Source organism: Streptomyces sp. NPDC087422 (assembly GCF_044744145.1).
Lineage (GTDB): Bacteria > Actinomycetota > Actinomycetes > Streptomycetales > Streptomycetaceae > Actinacidiphila.
This window is the reverse complement of the sequence record NZ_JBIUXT010000009.1, coordinates 148,389-168,419: the sequence shown is the minus strand read 5'-3', so window position 1 is coordinate 168,419 and position 20,031 is coordinate 148,389. Positions and strand designations below refer to the sequence as shown.

At 71.9% G+C, this 20,031-nt stretch carries 24 protein-coding genes; 7 read left to right on the top strand and 17 right to left on the bottom strand.

Going from position 1 to position 20,031, the window contains the following annotated elements; genetic code table 11:
* The first annotated feature begins 28 nt into the window (after nt 1-28).
* Both ACIO6U_RS26800 and ACIO6U_RS26795 read left to right on the top strand, forming a co-directional pair.
* Nucleotides 29-913 carry a CAP domain-containing protein gene (locus ACIO6U_RS26800; protein WP_401722951.1) on the top strand — a complete coding sequence of 295 codons (885 nt, stop codon included), beginning with the start codon at nt 29-31 and terminating at the stop codon, nt 911-913.
* Between the two features lie 181 nt (nt 914-1,094).
* Entirely contained in the window at nt 1,095-1,520 is a 426-nt protein-coding gene (locus tag ACIO6U_RS26795) for a winged helix-turn-helix transcriptional regulator (RefSeq protein WP_391050358.1), read from the top strand.
* Here the strand turns inward: ACIO6U_RS26795 and mutM are convergent.
* From mutM to ACIO6U_RS26750, 9 genes are all read right to left on the bottom strand, one after another.
* A complete protein-coding gene (gene mutM, locus ACIO6U_RS26790; RefSeq protein WP_401306141.1) occupies nt 1,493-2,359 on the bottom strand; it encodes a bifunctional DNA-formamidopyrimidine glycosylase/DNA-(apurinic or apyrimidinic site) lyase in 867 nt (288 codons plus the stop codon). The two genes, ACIO6U_RS26795 and mutM, sit on opposite strands and share 28 nt — an antisense overlap.
* 175 nt (nt 2,360-2,534) lie before the next feature.
* Nucleotides 2,535-3,275, bottom strand: a complete 741-nt coding sequence (gene rnc / locus ACIO6U_RS26785; RefSeq protein WP_188281856.1) for a ribonuclease III — start codon at nt 3,273-3,275, stop codon at nt 2,535-2,537.
* A 19-nt stretch (nt 3,276-3,294) separates the two neighbouring features.
* Nucleotides 3,295-3,468: a 50S ribosomal protein L32 gene (gene rpmF / locus ACIO6U_RS26780; RefSeq protein WP_188281855.1), complete on the bottom strand. Its 174-nt coding sequence runs from the start codon at nt 3,466-3,468 to the stop codon at nt 3,295-3,297.
* 2 nt (nt 3,469-3,470) lie between these two features.
* The gene (locus ACIO6U_RS26775; RefSeq protein ID WP_355349491.1) at nt 3,471-4,079 is read right to left on the bottom strand and encodes a YceD family protein; all 609 of its coding nucleotides are present in this window, start codon (nt 4,077-4,079) and stop codon (nt 3,471-3,473) included.
* 175 nt (nt 4,080-4,254) lie between these two features.
* Nucleotides 4,255-5,430: an ATP synthase F0 subunit B gene (locus tag ACIO6U_RS26770; RefSeq protein ID WP_401722946.1), complete on the bottom strand. Its 1,176-nt coding sequence runs from the start codon at nt 5,428-5,430 to the stop codon at nt 4,255-4,257.
* A gap of 10 nt (nt 5,431-5,440) precedes the next feature.
* Nucleotides 5,441-5,920, bottom strand: coding sequence for a pantetheine-phosphate adenylyltransferase (gene coaD, locus ACIO6U_RS26765; RefSeq protein WP_355349488.1), 480 nt, complete (start codon nt 5,918-5,920; stop codon nt 5,441-5,443).
* Nucleotides 5,921-5,990: 70 nt separating this feature from the next.
* Complete coding sequence (rsmD, locus tag ACIO6U_RS26760; protein WP_355349461.1) at nt 5,991-6,569, bottom strand: 16S rRNA (guanine(966)-N(2))-methyltransferase RsmD; 579 nt, start codon at nt 6,567-6,569, stop codon at nt 5,991-5,993.
* A 62-nt stretch (nt 6,570-6,631) separates the two neighbouring features.
* On the bottom strand, nt 6,632-8,863 hold the full coding sequence (recG, locus tag ACIO6U_RS26755) for an ATP-dependent DNA helicase RecG (protein WP_401722943.1): 2,232 nt from the start codon (nt 8,861-8,863) through the stop codon (nt 6,632-6,634).
* Nucleotides 8,864-8,939: 76 nt separating this feature from the next.
* Nucleotides 8,940-10,589: a DAK2 domain-containing protein gene (locus ACIO6U_RS26750; RefSeq protein ID WP_355349455.1), complete on the bottom strand. Its 1,650-nt coding sequence runs from the start codon at nt 10,587-10,589 to the stop codon at nt 8,940-8,942.
* Nucleotides 10,590-10,867: 278 nt separating this feature from the next.
* Between ACIO6U_RS26750 and rpmB the strand changes: the two genes are divergently transcribed.
* The gene (rpmB, locus tag ACIO6U_RS26745) at nt 10,868-11,053 is read left to right on the top strand and encodes a 50S ribosomal protein L28 (protein WP_028426177.1); all 186 of its coding nucleotides are present in this window, start codon (nt 10,868-10,870) and stop codon (nt 11,051-11,053) included.
* A gap of 120 nt (nt 11,054-11,173) precedes the next feature.
* On the opposite strand, the gene thiD is transcribed toward rpmB, so the two are convergent.
* Nucleotides 11,174-11,962, bottom strand: coding sequence for a bifunctional hydroxymethylpyrimidine kinase/phosphomethylpyrimidine kinase (gene thiD, locus ACIO6U_RS26740; RefSeq protein WP_391050383.1), 789 nt, complete (start codon nt 11,960-11,962; stop codon nt 11,174-11,176).
* A gap of 86 nt (nt 11,963-12,048) precedes the next feature.
* Entirely contained in the window at nt 12,049-13,014 is a 966-nt protein-coding gene (locus ACIO6U_RS26735) for a thiamine-phosphate kinase (protein ID WP_401722939.1), read from the bottom strand.
* A gap of 179 nt (nt 13,015-13,193) precedes the next feature.
* Here ACIO6U_RS26735 and ACIO6U_RS26730 point away from each other — a divergent pair, with 179 nt between their 5' ends.
* Together ACIO6U_RS26730 and ACIO6U_RS26725 are read left to right on the top strand one after the other, a co-directional pair.
* Complete coding sequence (locus ACIO6U_RS26730) at nt 13,194-13,427, top strand: Lrp/AsnC family transcriptional regulator (protein WP_188284985.1); 234 nt, start codon at nt 13,194-13,196, stop codon at nt 13,425-13,427.
* A gap of 21 nt (nt 13,428-13,448) precedes the next feature.
* A complete protein-coding gene (locus ACIO6U_RS26725; RefSeq protein WP_401722936.1) occupies nt 13,449-13,925 on the top strand; it encodes a DUF3515 domain-containing protein in 477 nt (158 codons plus the stop codon).
* A 58-nt stretch (nt 13,926-13,983) separates the two neighbouring features.
* Here the strand turns inward: ACIO6U_RS26725 and ACIO6U_RS26720 are convergent, their stop codons facing one another.
* From ACIO6U_RS26720 to ACIO6U_RS26710, 3 genes are read right to left on the bottom strand one after another with little or no spacing between them, the layout of a single operon-like run.
* Nucleotides 13,984-15,219 carry a D-alanine--D-alanine ligase gene (locus ACIO6U_RS26720; RefSeq protein ID WP_391050363.1) on the bottom strand — a complete coding sequence of 412 codons (1,236 nt, stop codon included), beginning with the start codon at nt 15,217-15,219 and terminating at the stop codon, nt 13,984-13,986.
* A gap of 12 nt (nt 15,220-15,231) precedes the next feature.
* Entirely contained in the window at nt 15,232-16,233 is a 1,002-nt protein-coding gene (locus ACIO6U_RS26715) for an NAD(P)H-dependent glycerol-3-phosphate dehydrogenase (RefSeq protein ID WP_355349442.1), read from the bottom strand.
* Nucleotides 16,230-16,952 (bottom strand): lysophospholipid acyltransferase family protein, encoded by a 723-nt coding sequence (locus ACIO6U_RS26710; RefSeq protein WP_401722933.1) that lies wholly within the window; start codon nt 16,950-16,952, stop codon nt 16,230-16,232. The genes ACIO6U_RS26715 and ACIO6U_RS26710 overlap by 4 nt, the downstream gene beginning before the upstream one ends.
* A 151-nt stretch (nt 16,953-17,103) precedes the next feature.
* On the opposite strand from ACIO6U_RS26710, the gene cofC reads away from it, so the two are divergent.
* Both cofC and ACIO6U_RS26700 read left to right on the top strand, forming a co-directional pair.
* Nucleotides 17,104-17,757, top strand: coding sequence for a 2-phospho-L-lactate guanylyltransferase (gene cofC, locus ACIO6U_RS26705; protein WP_355349436.1), 654 nt, complete (start codon nt 17,104-17,106; stop codon nt 17,755-17,757).
* A gap of 71 nt (nt 17,758-17,828) precedes the next feature.
* The gene (locus tag ACIO6U_RS26700) at nt 17,829-18,047 is read left to right on the top strand and encodes a hypothetical protein (RefSeq protein WP_391050364.1); all 219 of its coding nucleotides are present in this window, start codon (nt 17,829-17,831) and stop codon (nt 18,045-18,047) included.
* A 177-nt stretch (nt 18,048-18,224) separates the two neighbouring features.
* Here ACIO6U_RS26700 and ACIO6U_RS26695 read toward each other — a convergent pair whose 3' ends face one another.
* The 3 genes from ACIO6U_RS26695 to leuD form a co-directional block, all read right to left on the bottom strand.
* Nucleotides 18,225-18,842: an HU family DNA-binding protein gene (locus ACIO6U_RS26695; protein ID WP_355349430.1), complete on the bottom strand. Its 618-nt coding sequence runs from the start codon at nt 18,840-18,842 to the stop codon at nt 18,225-18,227.
* Nucleotides 18,843-18,974: 132 nt separating this feature from the next.
* Nucleotides 18,975-19,199, bottom strand: coding sequence for a hypothetical protein (locus ACIO6U_RS26690; protein ID WP_188284977.1), 225 nt, complete (start codon nt 19,197-19,199; stop codon nt 18,975-18,977).
* A 220-nt stretch (nt 19,200-19,419) separates the two neighbouring features.
* A complete protein-coding gene (leuD, locus tag ACIO6U_RS26685) occupies nt 19,420-20,025 on the bottom strand; it encodes a 3-isopropylmalate dehydratase small subunit (protein WP_355349427.1) in 606 nt (201 codons plus the stop codon).
* Nucleotides 20,026-20,031: the final 6 nt, after the last annotated feature.

The window sequence follows — 20,031 nt, the reverse complement described above, 5'->3', positions numbered from 1 at the left end:
AACCGAGCCGACCAGAGGAGCGCGAAGGATGGGCCGTCACAGCCGTCATGCGCAACCGGCAGCGCCGGAGACGGGACCCCGCTCGCACCGCGGGCGCCGTAAGCACCACCCGGTCCGTACCGGACTGCTCGCCACCTCGGCCGCGATGGCCGTGGGCGCGGTCGCCGCGTCCTCCGGGATGCTCAGCGGCCTCACCGCCGGCCTCGACTACCACCAGGGCGACGCGGGCCACACGCAGGCCGACGGCCCGGCGGACCCGTCGCGCGACGGCAGCGACATGCCCTCGCCGCTGGGCGACAGCACGGCGCCGACCCCCGGGCAGACCACCGGCTCCCCCGGCACCCCGTCCTCCGGTACGCCGTCGAAGCCGGGCACGATGCGGTCGAACACGGCGACGCCGTCCCGTACGGCCACCAGCCCGGCCGCCGCCCCCACGCCGACCCGTACGACGGCCGCGCCCACCGCCCCGGTGCCGACCACCACCGCGGCCCGCACCCAGCCGCCCACGACCGCCGCCCCGGCCTCCGCCGACGCCGTCACGGCGGCCCGCGCGGCGATCCTCTCCCTGGTCAACACCCAGCGGGCGAGCGCGGGCTGCTCGCCGCTCACCGCCAGTTCCTCCCTCGACGGCCTCGCGCAGGCGTTCAGCGAGGACATGGCCGCCCGCGGCTTCTTCGACCACACCGACCCCGACGGCAAGACCCCGTGGGACCGCGCCAAGGCCCTGGGCATCACCAACCTCGGCGGCGAGAACATCGCCCGCGGCCAGGCCACCGCCCAGGCCGTCATGGACGCCTGGATGAACAGCCCCGGCCACCGCGCCAACATCCTCAACTGCGACTACAAGACCCTCGGCGTCGGCATCCACTACGGCAGCGGCGGCCCCTGGTGGACCCAGGACTTCGGCTTCTGAGGCCGCTGGAGCCGTCGCGGCCTGTGGAGCCGTGGGAGCCGCTGGAGCCGTCGCGGCCTGTGGAGCCGTGGGAGCCGTGGGAGCCGCTGGAGCCGCTGGAGCCGGAGCCGCCCTGGCCAGGGCGCTAACCGGCGGATCGCGCACCCCTGAGGTGAGCGCTGTGCGGGGGTACGCTGGCCGTATGACAGACAGCGACCGGACGGCGGAGTGCGCCGGGGCCACCGTGAAGGACGACGGCAGGCTCGCCTTCGACGTCTTCGCGCGCTCCTGCCCGTCGCGCGGGACGCTGGAGCACGTCACCGGGCGGTGGGGCGGCCTGACGCTGGGCGCGCTCTACGAGGACACGCTGCGGTTCAACGCGCTGCGCCGCCGCGTGGACGGGGTCAGCGAGAAGATGCTGTCGCAGACGCTGCACGCGCTGGAGCGCGACGGCCTGGTCGTCAGGGACGCTCGGCCGACGAATCCGCCGCACGTCGAATACCGGCTCACCCCGCTCGGCCGGGACACCGCCGCGCGCCTGCTGTCACTGATCGCGCTGGTCGAGGGCCGGATGCCGGAGGTACTGGCCGCGCGCGAACGCTACGACGCGGAGCGCGGCACCGGCTGACAGCGCGGGCAGAAGTAGCTCGACCTGTTCATCCACGGCCGGCGCCTGATCGGTGTGCCGCAGCGGCGGCACGGCTCGTCCTCACGGCCGTACGCGTCCAGCGACCGGTCGAAGTAGCCCGATTCACCGTTCACATTGACGTACAGGCTGTCGAAGCTGGTGCCGCCCGCGGCGAGCGCGTCGCCCATCACCTCGCGGATGTGCGTGACCAGCTCCGCCGTACGCGGCCTGGTCATCGACGCCGTCGGCCGCTCGTAGTGCAGCCGCGTGCGCCACAGCGCCTCGTCGGCGTAGATGTTGCCGACCCCGCTGATCAGCGACTGGTCGAGCAGCGCCCGCTTGATCGTGGTGCGCTTGCGGCGCAGCGCCGTGTGGAAGGCGTCCTCGTCGAAGGCGTCGTCCAGCGGGTCGCGCGCGATGTGCGCCAGGACCGCCGGGAGGCCGTCCGCCGCGCCCGGCACCGCCTCGTGCAGGGACAGCCCGCCGAAGGTGCGCTGGTCGACGAAGCGCAGTTCGGTGCCGAGGGTGTCCTGGAATCGGATACGGATCCGCAGGTGGGTCTCGGCCGCCGCGGTTTGCGGCTGCACCAGGAGCTGACCGCTCATCCCCAGGTGGGCCATGAGCGACAGGTCCTCGGTGACCGGCAGCCACAGATACTTGCCCCTGCGGTGCGCCTCGCCCATCGCCGCGCCCTTGAGCCGCGCCGCGAAGTCCTCGGGCCCGGCCACGTGCCGCCGTACGGCCCGCGGATGGAAAACGGTGGCCGTCTCGACGGTGCGGCCCGAGACCCAGCGCGAGAGTCCGCGCCGGACGACCTCCACCTCCGGCAGCTCCGGCATGACATCCCCTCATGGTCCACGCGGGTGCGTGTGCCCCTGCCACGGGCGCGGGGAACCGCGCGACAGGCCCCCCACGGCCGGTGGTCGGGAGACGACCGGTCTGCCCCGCCGGGGCAGGTGGTGACCTGCGGCCGCGTCGCGGCCGATCGCGCGGTTCCCCGCGCCCCTTCGGGGCTCAGCTCGCCGCTGAGGCGGCGGCTTCGCGGATGGAGCGCCAGGCGGACTCCGCCGCCTGCTGCTCGGCTTCCTTCTTGCTGCGGCCGGTGCCGGTGCCGTACTCGACGCCACTGACGCGGGCGGCAGCCGTGAAGGTCTTCTCGTGGTCGGGTCCTGACTCGGTGACCACGTACTCGGGAACGCCGAGCCCTTCGGCTGCGGTGAGTTCCTGGAGGCTGGTCTTCCAGTCCAGTCCCGCACCGAGGTTGGAGGACTGCTCGATGAGCGGGTCGAAGAGCCGGTGCACCAGCTCGGAGGCCGCTTCGAGCCCCTGGTCGAGATAGACCGCGCCGATGACGGCTTCCAGGGTGTCCGCGAGGATGGATGCCTTGTCCCGGCCGCCGGTGCCCTCTTCGCCCCGGCCCAGGCGGATGAACGCGCCGAGGTCGAGCCCGCGGCTCACGCCCGCCAGGGCACGCGAGTTGACCACCGCGGCCCGCAGCTTGGCCAGTTGGCCCTCGGGCAGGTCGGGGTGGGTGCGGTAGAGGGTGTCGGTGACCACCAGGCCGAGCACGGAGTCCCCGAGGAACTCCAGCCGCTCGTTGGTGGGCAGCCCGCCGTTCTCGTACGCGTACGAGCGGTGGGTCAGCGCACGCACCAGAAGGGCGGGCTCGAGGGTGTACCCGAGCCGCCCTTCCAGAAGCGTGGGGGACGAGGCTTTGTCCGCCGTGGCCGACTGTGGCGCTGAGGCGTCTGACATGGAGCCTGTCACCTGCCGATCAGACGTCGATGACCTGACGGCGGTTGTACGTGCCGCAGCTCGGGCACGCGATGTGCTGGAGCTTCGGCTCGTGGCAGCGCTCGCACGCCACCAGGCTCACGGGCGCAGCCTTCCACTGCGAACGGCGGTGGCGCGTGTTGCTGCGCGACATCTTCCGCTTCGGAACAGCCACGGCTACTTCTCCTGGTTCTCGTCGGCACCATGGTCGGTACCGAAACTCTGGTTGAGATCCTTCAAGGCCGCCCACCGGATGTCGGTGACCTCGTGGTGGTGGTCCGGGTCGTCCGCGAGGCGAACTCCGCATTCGGAGCACAGCCCTTCGCAGTCCTCCCGGCACACCGGCTGCAACGGCAGTGCGAGCACCACCGCGTCGCGCAGTACGGGTTCGAGGTCGAAGAGATCGTCCTCGAGTTCCAGCGCGTCCTCGTCCTCGGCGTCGTCACCGGCTTCGTCCTTGCGGGCGGTCCTGGTGTCGGCGTCGGGGTAGGAGAACATCTCCTGGAATTCCGCGTCCAGCTCACGCTCGACGGGTTCCAGACACCTTACGCACTCCCCCGTGACCGGCGCATGGGCGGTGCCGGTGACCAGCACACCCTCCATGACCGACTCCAGGCGGAGCTCCAGCTCGACCGTGGCGCCCTCCGGCACCCCGATGACATCGACGAGGCCGAGGTCCTTGGGGGCCGGCACCGAGCGGGAGACCTTCCTCATCGCACCAGGACGCCGGCCCAGCTCGTGTGTGTCGAACACGAGTGGGTTGCGGTGGTCGAGGCGGGTGTTCAGGGCTTCCTGCTTTCATCGGTACGGCCTGCCCCGCGGCCCTCGCGGGCGACCCTTGCGGGCGGGCAGGCCAAAGCGCCGGGAATTCACACGGCTGGAAGTGACAGGATACTGGACCACCCCGCCCGCACCCAAACGGAGCCTGTCCGGGGCCGCCGGCAGGCTCCCGCGGGCGTCCTCAGCGGCCCTGCTCCAGCTCTCTCAGCCGGTTGAGGTCGATCAGTCCGGTGTCGAAGAAGCTGGTCTCGTCCAGCGCCGCGGGCTGCTGCCCCTGCGGCTGCTGCTGCGGATAGCCCTGCTGCTGGTACGGGATCTGCTGGTCGTACTGCTGCTGGTCGTAGCCGTAGCCGGCCGGGTCCTGCTGGTACGCGGGCTGCTGCTGGCCGTACGGGTCCTGGGCCTGGGTGCCGTAGTCGACGTAGGCGCCGGAGTCGGCGGCGGCCTGCTGGTACTCCGGCCGGTAGCCGCCGTCGCCCTGGTAGCCGCCCTGCTGGTACGCGGTGTCCTGCTGCGAATAGCCGTAGCCGGGAGCCGCCGCGGCGGCGGCCTGCTGCGGGGCCGGGTCGTAGCCGTACTGCGCCAGGTCGGCCTGTTCGGGGGCGGTGGGCGCGGCCAGGCCCGCCATGTAGTCGGCGTCGCTCTGCCGCTGCCCGCCGTGCTCGCCGTCGCCGTCCGCGGCGTCCTGCGCGGCCATCTGCGCGGCGAGGTCGTCGATCGGATTGTGGCCGGTGAGCTTCAGGCGCCCGCGGCCGACGGCCTCCAGGGTCTTGCTCAGGACGGCCTCGAAGGCGCCCAGCTTGGCGTCCACGTACTCGTCGGCGCGGCGGCGCAGGGTCTCCGGGTCGGCGCTGCGCTCGGGGGCGTCCGCGTCCTCCTCGGCCTGGCCGTAACCCTGGTCGTAGCCGTTGGGGTCGTGGCCGAGCAGCTTCTCCCGGCCGCGGTCGACCGAGCCGATGGTCTTGGTGAGGACCACTTCGAAGTTGGCGAGCTTGCTGTCGACGTAGTCGTCGGCCTCGGCGCGGATCTCGGCGGCCTCGCGGCGCGCCTCGGCGACGATCCGCTCCGCCTCGTCCTGCGACTGGCGGGCCACCTGGGTGTCGGAGACCAGCGATCCGCGTTCGGCGTGGGCCGATTCGATGATCCGCTGGGCTTCGGCTCGGGCCTCCCCGACCATCGTCTCCCGGTCGCCGAGCAGTGCCTGCGCCTGGGAGAGGGAGTCGGGAAGCGCGGCGGCGACCTCGTCGAGCATGGCGAGCAGCTCGGCACGGTTCACCACGCAGGAGGCCGACATCGGCATCGACCGGGCGTTAGCCACGGTGGCCGCGATCTCATCGAGCTTCTTCTGGACGTCCACGGGGGAGAGCCTAGCGCTGTCGGAGTTTGGGCTTGAGCGCGTCGAGGACGACGGACGGCACCAAGTGGGAGATGTCGCCGCCCCATTGGGCGACTTCCTTGACCAGACTCGAGGACAGGAAGCTGTAGGCGGGGTTGGTGGGGACGAAGAGGGTCTCGACACCGGTGAGGCCGATGTTCATCTGGGCCATCTGCAACTCGTAGTCGAAGTCGCTGACCGCGCGCAGGCCCTTCACGATGGCCGGGATCTCGCGCTGCTTGCAGAAGTCCACCAGCAGGCCGTGGAACGACTCGACCTTGACGTTGCCCAGGTCGCCCGTGACCTCCTCGATCAGCGCGATGCGCTCCTCGATGGTGAACAGGCCCTGCTTGGACTGGTTGATCATCACGGCGACGTACACGGTGTCGTACAGCCGTGAGGCGCGGGCGATGATGTCGAGGTGTCCGTTGGTGATGGGGTCGAAGGACCCCGGACAGACGGCGCGGCGCAAGAGTGGTTCCTCGCTCTCCGTACGGCGGGTGCTACGGCTCATGGTGCGGGTTCATGTCGACTCCGCGGGCTCATGACCCGGCGGTGACCCGGGCGGCGCGACCGTACCAAAGCGTCGCTTCGCCGTACCGCCGGGACCGCAGGCCCGTGAAACCCGGGGGCCAGCCGAATTCGCCGCCCCGGGTCCTGCGCTCCACGGTGACCAGCGCTTCCTCCGTCAGCCAGTCATTGGCCAGGAGTGTGAGCAGGATCTCCCGCAGTTCGCCGTCCTCGACGTCGTACGGCGGGTCGAGGAAGACCACGTCGTACGGCCGCGGCGCCGGTCCCGCGACGATCTTCTCCGCGCGTCCCGAGCGCACCTCGGCGCCGGGCAGTTTCAGCGCCGCCACGTTCTCCCTGATCACCCGCGCCGCCCGCGGCTCGGCCTCGGCCAGCAGGACGTGTTCGGCGCCGCGCGAGAGCGCTTCGAGGCCGACCGCGCCGGAGCCCGCGTAGAGGTCGAGCACCCTGGCCCCCTCCAGCGTGCCGCGCAGCGACTGAAGGGTGGAGAACAGCCCCTCCTTGGCGCGGTCGGACGTCGGCCTGGTGCCGTCGCCCGGCGGTACGGCGAGGCGCCGCCCCCCGGCGGCGCCGGCGATCACGCGGGTCATGGAACTCACTTCCGGTGCGGGGACCTGGTCCGACGCGCCCCACGATACGGGCCCGGGCCCGGCTACCCCTTTTCCAGATACTCCTCGCGGTCCGCGTCCAGCAGGCTGTCCAGGGCGCTGCGGAGGTCGGGGTGCGCGGTGAGTTCGGGATCGGCGGTCACGACCGCGGTGGCCTCCTCGCGGGCGGCCTCGATGACGTCGCGGTCGTCCATGACGGTGAGCACCCGCAGCGAGGAGCGGCTGCCGGACTGGGCCTGGCCGAGGACGTCACCCTCGCGGCGCTGCTGGAGGTCGATCTCGGAGAGTTCGAAGCCGTCCAGCGTCCCGGCCACCGCTTCCAGGCGCATGCGGGCCGGGGTCGCCTCGGGCGCCTCGGAGACCAGCAGGCACAGGCCGGGCGCGGAGCCGCGGCCGACCCGGCCGCGCAGCTGGTGGAGTTGCGAGACGCCGAAGCGGTCGGCGTCCATGATCACCATGGCGGTGGCGTTCGGCACGTTCACCCCGACCTCGATGACCGTGGTGGCGACCAGGACGTCCACCTCGCCCGCGGTGAACCGGCGCATCACGTCGTCCTTGGCGTCCGGCTGCATCCGGCCGTGCAGCACCTCGACGCGCAGCCCGCGCAGGGCCCCCTGGGCGATCTGCTCGGCGACGTCCAGCACCGCCAGCGGCGGCCTGCGCTCGTCGTCGTCGGGCCCCGGCTCCTTGTCCTTCTTGGCCGCCTTGGCCTTGCCGCTCCCCTTGCCCTCCTCCTCGTCGCCGATCCGCGGGCACACCACGTACGCCTGGTGCCCGCCCTCGACCTCCTCCCGTACCCGCTCCCAGGCCCGGCTGAGGAAGTGCGGCTTCTCGGCCGCCGGTACGACATGGGTGGCGATCGGCGAGCGCCCGGCGGGCAGTTGGTCCAGTACGGACGTCTCCAGGTCGCCGAAGACCGTCATGGCGACGGTCCGCGGGATCGGGGTGGCCGTCATCACCAGCAGGTGCGGCGGCTGGGCGGCCTTGGCGCGCAGCGCGTCCCGCTGCTCCACGCCGAAGCGGTGCTGTTCGTCGACCACGACCAGGCCCAGGTCGTGGAACTTCACCTTGTCCTCGATCAGCGCGTGCGTGCCGATCACGATCCCGGCCTCGCCCGTCACCAGGTCGAGCAGCGCCTGCCGCCGCGCGGGCGTCCCCATGGAACCGGTCAGCAGCACGACCTTCGTCCCGAGGTCCGAGCCGCCCAGCATGCCGGAGGACTCGGCCAGTTCGCCCATCATCTCGGTGACGGAGCGGTGGTGCTGCTGGGCCAGCACCTCGGTCGGCGCGAGCATCGCCGCCTGGCCGCCCGCGTCCACCACCCCGAGCATCGCCCGCAGCGCCACCATCGTCTTGCCCGAGCCGACCTCGCCCTGGAGCAGCCGGTGCATCGGGTGCTCGGCCGCCAGGTCCTCGAAGATCTCGCCCGACACCCTCCGCTGGCCGTCGGTCAGCGTGAACGGCAGCTTCGCGTCGAACGCCGTCAGCAGCCCGTCCCGGCCCGGCCGGCGCGGCACCGCGGGCAGCGCGGAGTCCGCCGCCCTGCGGCGGGCCAGCGCCACCTGGAGCACGAACGCCTCGTCCCACTTCAGCCGGTCCCTGGCCGCCGCGATGTCCGCCTTCGTCCGCGGCCGGTGAATCCGCTCCAGCGCCTCCGGCAGCGGCGCGAGCCCGCGCGCCTCGCGCAGCGCCGCGGGCAGCGGCTCCCCCACGCCCTCCCAGCCGATCGCCGTCAGCGAGTTGAGCGCGGTGTCCACCGCCTGCCCGATCCGCCACGAGGTGATCTGCTTGCACGCCGGATACAGCGGGATCAGCCGGTTCGCGAACGCGTCCAGCGCGTCCTTCTCCGCCCCCTCGTCCGCGTCCAGCAACTGGTAGTCCGGGTGGGCCAGTTGGCGCGTCCGGTTGAAGACCGAGACCTTCCCCGAGAACATCCCGCGCCGCCCCGGGATCAGCCGGTGGGCGTGCGCGTGTGCCGCCTTGCTGAAGAACACCAGGGTCAGCGAACCGCTGCCGTCGGTCACCACGACTTCGAGCCGCACCCCGGACCCGCGGCCGTACGTCCGCTTGTCCGCCTTCGCGATCTGCGCCACCACCGTGACGTACTCGTCCACCGGCAGATCCGCCAGCCGCGTCAGCTCCCCGCGCTCGGCGTACCGGCGCGGATAGTGATGCAGCAGGTCACCGGCGGTGTGCAGCCCGAGGTGGTCGGCGAGCACCTTCGCGGTACGGTCACCGACGATTTTCCGCAGCGGATCGTCCATGGGGTTCGACATCGGGATCTATCTTGGCGCACCCCACCGACAAATCCCCCTCGGGCAGGTCCGCGCGGCGGTCCGCGGGAGGGGCGGGTTACTCGACGCCCACCAGCAGGGGGCAGGTGCCCTGGCCGCCCTCGTAGGTCACGGTGTCCACCGCCAGGTGGGCCTCGCGGACGTGGGACTCGATGTGGGCGGTGAGGTCGGCGGGGGCGTCGGGTCCCGGGATGAGGGTGACGAGTTCGCCGCCGGCGGCGAGCATGCGGTCCAGGACGGCGGTGGCGGTACCGGCGAGCGTGGTGCCGATGACGGAGACGTCGCCGTCGATGAGGCCGAGGATGTCGCCGGCCTGGCAGATGCCGGCCGAGGTCCAGGAGCGGTGCTCGGCGACGGCGAGTTCGGCGTAGCGGGTGGCTCCGGCGGCGGAGGTCATGGCGACGACGTCCTCGTCGAAGCGCCGGGAGGGCTCGTGGACTGCGAGGGCGGCCAGGCCCTGGACGGCGGAGCGGGTGGGGATGAGGGCGACCCGGACGCCGTCGGCGCGGGCCTGTTCCGCGGCGGCGCCCGCCGCGTGCCGCAGGTCGCGGTCGTTGGGCAGCAGGACGACCTCAAGGGCGTGGGCGCGGCGGATGGCGGCGGCGATCTCGCCGCTGGCGGGCTGTTCGCCGGGGCGGACGGCGACGACGGTGGCCCCGGCGCGGGCGCACAGTTCCGACAGGCCGTCGCCGCGGACGACGGCGACGACGGCGCGGTGCGCGGGTTCGGTGCGCGGCCTGGTCTGGTCGGCGAAGTGGGTGACGCGGATGCGGTACGGGCGGCCGGCCTCGATGCCCGCCTCGATGGCGGCGCCGACGTCGTCCACGTGGACGTGCACGTGGAAGAGCCCGTCGCCGCCGACGACGACGAGGGAGTCGCCGAGCGCGTCGAGCCGGGCCCGCAGCAGGGTGACGGCGGAGTCGGCGGCCTCCAGCAGGAAGATCACCTCGAAGGCGGGGCCGTCGGGGACCGCGTCGTCGGGGCACAGGTCCTCGTCCTCGACCGGGACGGTGTGCCCGGCGCGGAAGTCCGTTCCGGCCAGGGGCTGTTCCGGGGCGTCGCCGGTCACGGCGTCGGCCAGCGCGCCGAGCACGGCGACCAGGCCGAGGCCGCCCGCGTCGACCACTCCCGCGCGGCGCAGCACGCCGAGCTGTCCCGGGGTGGCGGCCAGCGCGGCGCGCGCTCCGGCGTACGCGGCCCGTACGACCTCGTCGACGCCGCCCGTCGCGGCCTCCGCGGCGTCGGCCGCGCCGACGGCCACCGTGAGCATCGTGCCCTCGACCGGCCGGGCGACCGCGTCGTACGCCGATTCCGCGGCGATCCGCAGGGCCCGCCGCAGTTCGGCGGCCCCGATCCGTTCAGGGGCGTCGGCGGGCGAGGCGACCGCCTCGTTCATGCCGCGCAGAAGCTGGGCGAGGATCGTGCCGGAATTGCCGCGGGCGCCGATGAGGGCGCCGTGCGACATGGCGCGGAGCACGTCGGGGAGGGTGGGCCGGGTCGCGGGGGCGGCGGCCGTCGCGTGCGCGTCGAAGACCGCTTCCACGGCCTGCGCGGCGGACTCGAACGTCAGGTACAGATTGGTGCCGGTGTCCCCGTCCGCGACGGGATAGACGTTGATCGCGTCGATCTCCTCGCGGGCCCTGCCCAGTGCCTGGAGCGAGAGGCGGCACCAGGCGAGCACCGCGGAAGCGTCGAGCGAGGGCGGCAACAGGTCCTCCTGCGGAACACCGGGATATCGGGAACTGCCAGGTGAGCCTAGGCCCTTTCGGGGCGGTCGGGAGCGGGCCGGGGGGCGACGGGGCCGCCCGTGACCGCACGGAAACGGCCTGGTGGTGACCCCGGTCACGGGGGCGGGCGTCCGGATCTGGGCACCCGCGGACCATGGTAGTTTCGTTGTACGGGAGCGGTCGTTGTATGCTGCTCCGGTTGCCTGGGGCTCTCTCAGGCTTTTCATCGTAAGTGCATCTGAAGTCTTTGGAGTGACCCGTGGCTGCCAACTGCGACGTCTGCGGCAAGGGGCCGGGCTTCGGCAACAGCATCTCCCACTCGCACCGCCGTACCCCGCGTCGTTGGAACCCCAACATCCAGCGCGTGCGTGCAGTGGTCGGGCGGACGCCGAAGCGCCTCAATGTCTGCACCTCGTGCATCAAGGCCGGTAAGGTCTCGCGCTGACGCGTCGTCGTACATCACGTCGTAGCAGCGCAGCCTTAGCGGCTACTCGAATGCCGGTCCACCTCAGGGTGGGCCGGTTTTCTTGCGTTGTACGGGTGCCCGTGCGGCTCGGGTGACGGCTCAGCGCGTGCGCCAGCCGTGGTCGACGGGGCCGGTCCCGGCGCCGAGCGGGAAGCCCGCCGCGATGGCGCCGGTCACGTACGTCTTCGCCCGTCCGACGGCGTCCGGCACGTCGCGGCCGAGGGCGAGGTGGCAGGCGATCGCGCTGGCCAGGGTGCAGCCGGTCCCGTGGGTGTGCCGGTTGTCGAGCCGCGGGGCGCGGTACCAGTGCTCGGCGGCGCCGTCGGTGAGCAGGTCGACGGCCTCGGCCGAGCGGCTGTCGGCGAGGTGGCCGCCCTTGACCAGGACCCAGCGCGGCCCGTGGGCGAGTACGGCGTCGGCGGCGGCCCGCATGCCGGCCTCGTCGTGCACGGTACGACCGGTGAGCTGGGTGACCTCGTCCAGGTTGGGGGTGGCGACGGTGGCGAGCGGCAGCAGCCGGGTGCGTACGGTCTCGACGGCTTCCTCGGCGAGCAGCGCGTCGCCGTGCTTGGAGATCCCGACCGGGTCGACGACGACGGGGACGCGGCCGTCCAGCGCGGCGAGGAGACCGGCGACGGTCTCGGTGAGGGCCGCCGAGGAGAGCATGCCGGTCTTGACCGCCGCCACCCCGATGTCGCCGACGACGGCGTGGAACTGGGCGCGTACGGCCGCCTCCGGCAGGTCCCAGACGCCGTGCACGCCCAGCGAATTCTGCGCGGTGACGGCGGTGAGCACGCTCATGCCGTGCACACCGAGGGCGAGCATCGTCTTGAGGTCGGCCTGGATGCCCGCGCCGCCGCCGGAGTCGGATCCGGCGACGGTGAGCACCCGGGCGGGGGCGGCCCGCACAGGCGCGGGGCGCGGGAGGCCGGGGTCTGGGACGGTGGGGTTCGGGAGGCCGGGGTGCGGGAGGGTCACTCCTCGTCCCCGAAGTGGTCCCAGCCGCCCGCCTTGTCCCAGGGCGCGCCGTCCACGGTGACCTGCGGGGTGCGGCCCCCGGGGGCGCTGACGGCGCCGATGACCCGCCAGCGGGCGGGCAGCTTCACCTCGCGGGGGAAGGCGGCGACGATCGCGTGGTCCTCGCCGCCGGTGAGCACCCAGTGCAGCGGGTCGACGCCCACGGCCTGCCCGATGTCGGACATCTGGGCGGGTACGTCGATGTCGGCGGAGCGCAAATCGATGTCGACGCCGCTGGCGGCGGCGATGTGGCCGAGGTCGGCGACCAGGCCGTCGCTGACGTCGGTCATGGCGGTGGCGCCGAGTTCGGCCGCCGCGGGGCCCGCGTGGTACGGCGGTTCCGGGCGGCGGTGGGCCTCCACGAAGGCGCGCGGGGAACGGAAGCCGCGGGAGAGCACGGCGAGTCCGGCGGCCGACCAACCGAGCCAGCCGGTGACGGCGATGATGTCGCCCGCGCGGGCACCCGATCGGGTGATGGCCTCGCGGCTGCGGAGGTCGCCGAGCGCGGTGACGGCCACCGTGATGGTGTCGCCGCGTACGACGTCGCCGCCGACCACGGCCGCTCCCGCGACCTGGCACTCGTCGCGGATGCCGTCCATCAGTTCGACGGCCCAGGTGGCGGGGAGTTCGGCGGGGACGACGAGGCCGAGCAGCACGGCGGTGGGGAAGGCGCCCATGGCGGCGATGTCGGCGAGGTTCTGCGCGGCGGCCTTGCGGCCCACGTCGTAGGCGGTGGACCAGTCGCGGCGGAAGTGGCGGCCCTCGATGAGGACGTCCGTGGTGGCGACCACCCGGCGGTCGGGCGCGGCGACCACGGCCGCGTCGTCACCCGGTCCGATTTTCACCGCGGGTGTGGTGGTGAGCCGGGAGGTCAACTCCCTGATGAGCCCGAACTCGCCCAACTCGCCCACAGTCCCCTTCATCCCAACGTCCCCTCGAGTCGCGGCCTGAGCCGGTTCTGCTGCGTGTTTCCCGTCAATACGGGCGTGAGACCCGTCAATACGGGGGTCAGGTACCGCGCGGGTCTCCCCGCTGTGCGCGACGACGCGATAACGTGGCGTCCCCCTTCCCACATGATCCTCGAAGCCGCCCTGGAGGTTCCGTGGTACAGGCGTACATCCTGATCCAGACCGAGGTCGGCAAAGCCTCGGCAGTAGCGGAGGTGATCTCCAAGATCGAAGGAGTCATTCAGGCCGAGGACGTCACCGGTCCTTATGACGTCATCGTCAGGGCCCAAGCAGACACGGTCGATGATCTCGGCCGCATGGTGGTCGCCAAAGTCCAGCAGGCGGACGGCATCACTCGAACGTTGACCTGCCCCGTCGTCCATATCTAGCCCCCACTATGCTCACCGGTGATGCTGTATCGCCGAGTTGTACTGACCGCCGTGTCCGCCGTCGCGTGCCTTTCTGCGGCGGCGGTCTACGCGTTCACGTCCGGTACGGACGAAGCGATCGCCGTACCGGTTCCTGACGCACGTGTCGCCGGATACTGTCACGCGCTGTACGGCGATCTGCCCGCGAAGGTCGACGGTCTCTCCCGGCATGATCTCAAGCCGGAATCGGAGCTGACAGCCGGGTGGGGCAATCCGCCGATCGTGTTGCGCTGCGGTGTCCCGCGCCCGGAGATCCTCAAGGACCCGAACGCCAGCGGTGTGACGGTCGACGGTGTGGGCTGGGTGATCGAGCAGGAGTCCGGCGGGGTCTTCCGGCTCACCACGACCTTGCGCAAGGCGTATGTCGAGGTGACGCTGCCCAAGAAGTTCGCCAGCGATCTCGGTCCGCTGACCGACCTCGCCGACGCGGTGAAGAAGACGGTCCCCGAGGGGGTCTGACCCCCCTCGGGGTTCGGCTGTCCGTCCGAAGGCCGCGCACAGGCGCGGCCCCGGCGGGCTAGCGCAGGCCGGTCGAGCGGCGCAGCGCCGCCTGGATGAGCAGGTCGACCAGTTGCCGGTAGTCGACGCCCGTCTCCTGCCACATCCGCGGGTACATCGAGATCGGGGTGAAGCCCGGCATCGTGTTGATCTCGTTGATGACGAACTCCCCGCTGTCCAGCAGGAAGAAGTCGGCGCGGACCAGGCCCTCGCAGGACGCGGCCTCGAACGCCTCGACGGCGAGCCGCCGTACCTCGGCGGTCTGCTCCTCGGTGAGCGGCGCAGGAACGATTCCCTCGGCGGAGTCGATGTACTTCGCCTCGAAGTCGTAGAACGCGTGGCTGGTGACCGGCGGGATCTCGGCCGGTACGGAGGCGCGCGGGCCGTCCTCGAACTCCAGGACGCCGCACTCGATCTCGCGTCCGCGCAGCAGCGCCTCGACGATGACCTTGGGGTCGTGCCGCCTGGCCTCGGTGATGGCCGCGTCGAGCCCTTCCGGGCCTTCGACCTTGGTGATGCCGAAGGACGATCCGGCGCGGGCGGGCTTCACGAACAGCGGCCAGCCGTGCTCGGCGGCGAAGTCGGTGACCTTGCGGCGTACGGCGTCGCTGTCGCGTTCCCATTCGCGGGGGCGGATGACGGTGTAGGGGCCGACGGCCAGGCCGAAGGAGGTGAAGACGCGCTTCATGTACTCCTTGTCCATGCCGACGGCGGAGGCGAGCACGCCCGCGCCGACGTACGGGACGCCGGAGAGTTCGAGCAGGCCCTGGAGGGTGCCGTCCTCGCCGTACGGGCCGTGCAGCATGGGGAAGACGACGTCGACCTCGCCGAGCGCCTTGGGGACGGCGCCCGCTTCGGTGTAGACGACCTCGCGGTTGGCCGGGTCGACCGGGAGCATGACGGCGCCCTCGTGGTCGGTGACCTGTTCGACGGTCGGCATCCGGCGGTCGGCGATGGCCATCCGCTCGGGGGCGTCCGCGGTCAGTGCCCAGCGGCCCTCGGTGGTGATGCCGATGGGCAGGACGTCGTACTTGTCGCGGTCGATGGCGCTGAGCACGCTGGCCGCGGTGACCACCGAGACGCCGTGCTCGGAGCTGCGTCCGCCGAAGACGACCGCGACCCGCGGCTTGCGCGGGTAGTTCTCGCTCGCGTGGCCTACCACGCGCCGGTCCGCGTACGGGTCCGCGGGCCGGTCCGGGCCGGATTCGCGCCGGTCAGGGCTCTGGGAGCTGTCGTGGGATGCAAGGTTGCTCATGTCGCGATGACCCTACCGTTCCGGCTTGGCGGAGCGTGACATCAACTCCTGTACGGCCACGACGGGCGGTTTCCCGTTGTGCACGATGTCGACCACGGTGTCCGTCAGCGGCATGTCGACGCCGTGCCTGCGGGCCAGATCGGCCACGGACTCGCAGGACTTGACGCCCTCGGCCGTCTGGCTGGTGACGGCGATGGTCTCGGCCAGGGTCATGCCGCGGCCGAGGTTCATGCCGAAGGTGTGGTTGCGCGACAGCGGTGAGGAGCAGGTGGCGACCAGGTCGCCCATGCCCGCGAGGCCGGCGAAGGTGTGCGCGTCGGCGCCCATCGCCATGCCGAGCCTGGTGGTCTCGGCCAGGCCGCGGGTGATCAGGGACGCCTTGGTGTTGTCGCCCAGGCCCATGCCGTCGGCGATGCCGACCGCGAGGCCGATGACGTTCTTGACGGCGCCGCCGAGTTCGACGCCGACGACGTCGGTGTTGGTGTACGGGCGGAAGTAGCCGGTGTGGCAGGCGGCCTGGAAACGGCGGGCGACGGCTTCGTCGCGGCTGGCGACGACGGCGGCGGCGGGCTGCCTGGCGGCGATCTCCGGGGCGAGGTTGGGGCCCGACAGGACGGCGACGCGGTCGGGTCCTGCCTTGGCGACCTCCTCGATCACCTCGCTCATCAGCTTGGCGGTGCCCAGTTCGACGCCCTTCATCAGGCTGACCAGGACCGCGTCGGGGCGCAGCAGCGGTGCCCAGTCGGCGAGGTTGGCGCGCAGCGTCTGGGACGGGACGCACAAGATGACGAATTCGGCGTCGGCGGCGGCTTCCGCGGGGTCCGCGGTGGCGGTGACGGCGGCGGGCAGTTCGAGGTCGGGGAGGTATTCGGGGTTCCTGCGGTCGGCGTTGATCGCCGCGGTCAGCTCGGGGCGGCGGCCCCAGAGCGCCACCTCGCACCCGGCGTCGGCGAGGACCATCGAGAAGGCGGTGCCCCAGGAGCCGGTGCCGTAGACGGCGCAGCGGACCGTCATGCGCCCTCCCGTGCCTTGCGCGGGTCGTAGAGACCGGCGGGCGCGGGTTCCTGGCGTACCTCGGCGAGCAGCGCGGTGACCGCGAGCATGATGGTCTCGGTGACGGCGCGCAGCACGTCGGGGGTGGGGTCCTGGCCGTAGAACGCGGTCAGGTCGACGGGTTCGCCCGCGAGCACCCGCAGCGTCTTGCGCGGCAGCAGGCGTACGCGCTTGCTCTTGGCGTACGGCGGCACGGCCTCGTTGGCGCCCCACTGGGCGACGGGGATCACGGGCGCCTTGGTGAGCAGCGCGACGCGGGCGACACCGGTCTTGGAGACCATCGGCCACATGTCGGGGTCACGGGTGAGGGTGCCTTCGGGGTAGAAGGCGACGCACTCGCCGGAGTTGATGGCGGCGACGGCGGCGCGGAAGGCGTTCGCGGCGTCGGTGGTCTCGCGGAAGACGGGGATCTGGCCGGTGCCGCGCAGCATCGTGCCGACGAAGAAGGGCTTGAAGAGCCCCGCCTTGGCCAGGAAGCGGGGGACGCGGCCGGTGTTGTACTGGAAATGCGCGTACGACAGCGGGTCCAGGTACGAGTTGTGGTTCACCGCCGTGATGAAACCGCCGTCGGCCGGAATGTGCTCCATTCCGTGCCAGTCCCGCTTGAACAGCACAATGAGCGGCGGTTTCGCGATGACGGCCGCCAGGCGGTACCAGAAACCGATTCTGCGGCGGGACACCAGGACTCCTCTTCGTTGCTGTGACGCCGCGCTCGTAGAGGCTCGCGCAGCACCACCCGTGCGGCAGCCGCACAAGTCTGCGGCTATGGACACGTTAACGCCAGGGCCCGGCGGCCCGTGGGGCGCCTGGGGAAGGCCGCACAATGGTGCGGTGGCGATAGATGTGACCTGGAAGTGGTCCCTTGTCGTGCCGCTGAAGCCGCTGGCCGTGGCCAAGAGCCGGTTGGCCACGGCGGCCGGTGCGGTACGGCCCGCGCTGGCCCTGGCGTTCGCGCTGGACACGGTCGCGGCGGCGCTGGCCTGCGCCGAGGTGGCCGACGTGACCGTGGTCACGGACGACGAGCGGGCCGGGGCGGAGCTGGCCGCCCTGGGTGCCTTCGTGGTGCCCGACGCCCCGGCGGCGGGGCTGAACGCCGCGCTGCGGTACGGGGCGGACCGGGTGCGGGCCCGCGATCCGTACGCGGCGGTCGCGGCGCTGAACGGCGATCTCCCGGCCTTGCGGCCCGCTGAGCTGGCGTGGGTGCTCCGGGAGGCCGCGGGCGGCCAGGAGCGGGCTTTTCTGGCCGACGCGGCCGGTGTGGGGACAACCTTGCTCGCCGCTCCGCGCGGTTCGGCCCTCTCCCCCGCCTTCGGCGGCGCCTCCCGCGCCCGCCACCTGGCCACCGGGGCCCGCGAGATCGCCCTGCGACGGGTGCCGTCGGTGCGGCAGGACGTGGACACCGGCGACGACCTGCGCGCGGCCCTGGCCCTCGGCGTCGGCGAGCGTACGGCGCTGGCCGCCGCCGGGCTGCTGATCGCGGACTGAACCACCGGCCGGGCCGGGCACCCGTGCCGTGACCGGCGGTCTCCCCCGGGCCGGGCACTAGGCTGCGGCCCATGCAGGCAACCGCGTTCACCTACGACCCCGAGACCCGCGGCGGCAGCGTGCTCCTCGACGACGGGACGCCGCTGCCCTTCGACGCCGCCGCCTTCGACGCGGGCGGCCTGCGCCTCCTGCGCCCCGGCCAGCGCGTCCGCATCCGCACCGACGGCTCCGCCGACACCCGCCGGGTGGTCTTCATCACCCTCCAGACCTTCCCGGACCCTGCGGCGTAGCGAAGCTCCCTGACGCAGGGCGGTTCGCCGGTAGCCGACGAGCCGAAGGCGGGTCCAAGCCGCCCGTGGGGGCGCCCCCGGACGGAGTCCGGGGGGAGAGAAGGCGGCCAAAAAAAACGAGCGCGGGCCGGGCTCCCCTGGGGGAACCCGGCCCGTCGCGGTCCGTGGGACGGACTACTACCTGGTGGCGCTCCGCTTGGCGGCGGTCTTGCGGGCGGTCGCGCGCTTGGCCGGGGCCTTCTTCGCGGCGACCTTCTTGGCCGGGGCCTTCTTGGCCGCCGCCTTCTTGGCGGTGGTCTTCTTCGCCGTGGCCTTCTTGGCGGTGGTCTTCTTGGCCGCCGTGGTCTTGGCCGCGGCGGTCTTCTTGGCGGCGGAGGCCTTCTTCGCGACCGTCTTCTTGGCCGCGGTGACCTTCTTGGCCGCCGCCTTCTTGGTGGTGGTCCTCGTGGTGGTGGAAGCGCCGCCGCTGAGGCTGCCCTTGGGCGCCTTCTTCACCGCGACGTCGTTCTTCGGGAGCTTCTTGGTGCCGCTGACCAGGTCCTTGAAGCCCTGACCCGCGCGGAACCGCGGCACCGAGGTCTTCTTGACCCGGACCCGCTCCCCGGTCTGGGGATTGCGGGCGTAACGGGCCGGACGCTCCACCTTCTCGAACGAACCGAAACCGGTGACCGAGACCCGGTCGCCCGAGACCGTCGCACGGACGATCGCGTCGAGAACCGCGTCAACCGCGTCCGCGGCGGCCTGGCGGCCACCTACCTTGTCGGCAATCGCTTCTACGAGCTGCGCCTTGTTCACGTCTTCCCCTTCGGAAACTTGCCCGGCGAATGAGTGCGGGCTTTTTCGCACGCTAGGCGGATATATACCGCAAATCAAATACGAAACGGGCGAATCACCCTTGTGCCGCAACGAACTCGGTGCTCTACGGGATCAGCGATCCGGGATTCCGAGGTCGTCCAACTCAGCCGTTAACACGTCCAGGCGCCGTGCCGCGTCGGCGAGATCGTGCTTCGCCACAGCGGTCACCGCGAGCAGCCGGCGACTCAACTCCCGCCGTGTCCCATCAGGGACTTCGGGATTCGCGACGCGCAGATGCGCCTGCTTCAGACGCGCGGCGAGAACCCCGTAGAGCTGGAGTTGGCCGTCGCGTTCCATGCGTCGATTGTGCCATCTGCGGCGAGTTGTCGGGAGCGACAGGGCCAACCGGGTGTTCCGGGCCGTTTTCCGGACACTCCTGGACCGCCCGGACGGACCCTCCTGGGCCGCCCCCACGGGCACTTCGGGACCGGCCCAGACATCGCCCGGACACGCAGAAGCGCCCTCTGCGGACGGGCAGAGGGCGCTTCTTGGGGCCGAACAGGGCCGAACGGGTCGGTCAGACCTGCACGGTGCTCGGCTTGAAGGACGGGCGGCCGGCTTCGAACGCCGAGATGTCGGCCTCGTTGGCGAGGGTCAGGCTGATGTCGTCCAGCCCTTCCAGCAGCCGCCAGCGGGCGTTGTCGTCCAGTTCGAACGCCTCGGTCAGCGACACACCGGGGCCCTCGGCGCGCACCTCGCGGGCCACCAGGTCGACGGTGATCTCGGCCTGCGGGTCGGCCTCGACCAGCTTCCAGAGCGATTCCACCGTCTCCTGCGGCAATACGACCGTGAGCAGGCCGTTCTTCAGCGAATTGCCGCGGAAGATGTCCGCGAAGCGGGACGAGATCACGGTCTTGAAGCCGTAGTTCTGCAAGGCCCAGACCGCGTGTTCGCGCGACGAACCGGTGCCGAAGTCGGGTCCGGCGACGAGCACGGTGGCGCCCTGCCGCTCGGGGGCGTTGAGGACGAAGTTCTCGTCCTTGCGCCAGGCTTCGAACAGCCCGTCCTCGAATCCGTTGCGCGTGACCTTCTTCAGCCAGTGCGCGGGGATGATCTGGTCGGTGTCCACATTGCCGCGGCGCAGCGGTACGGCCCGGCCGGTGTGCGTGGTGAAGGCTTCCATGGGGGC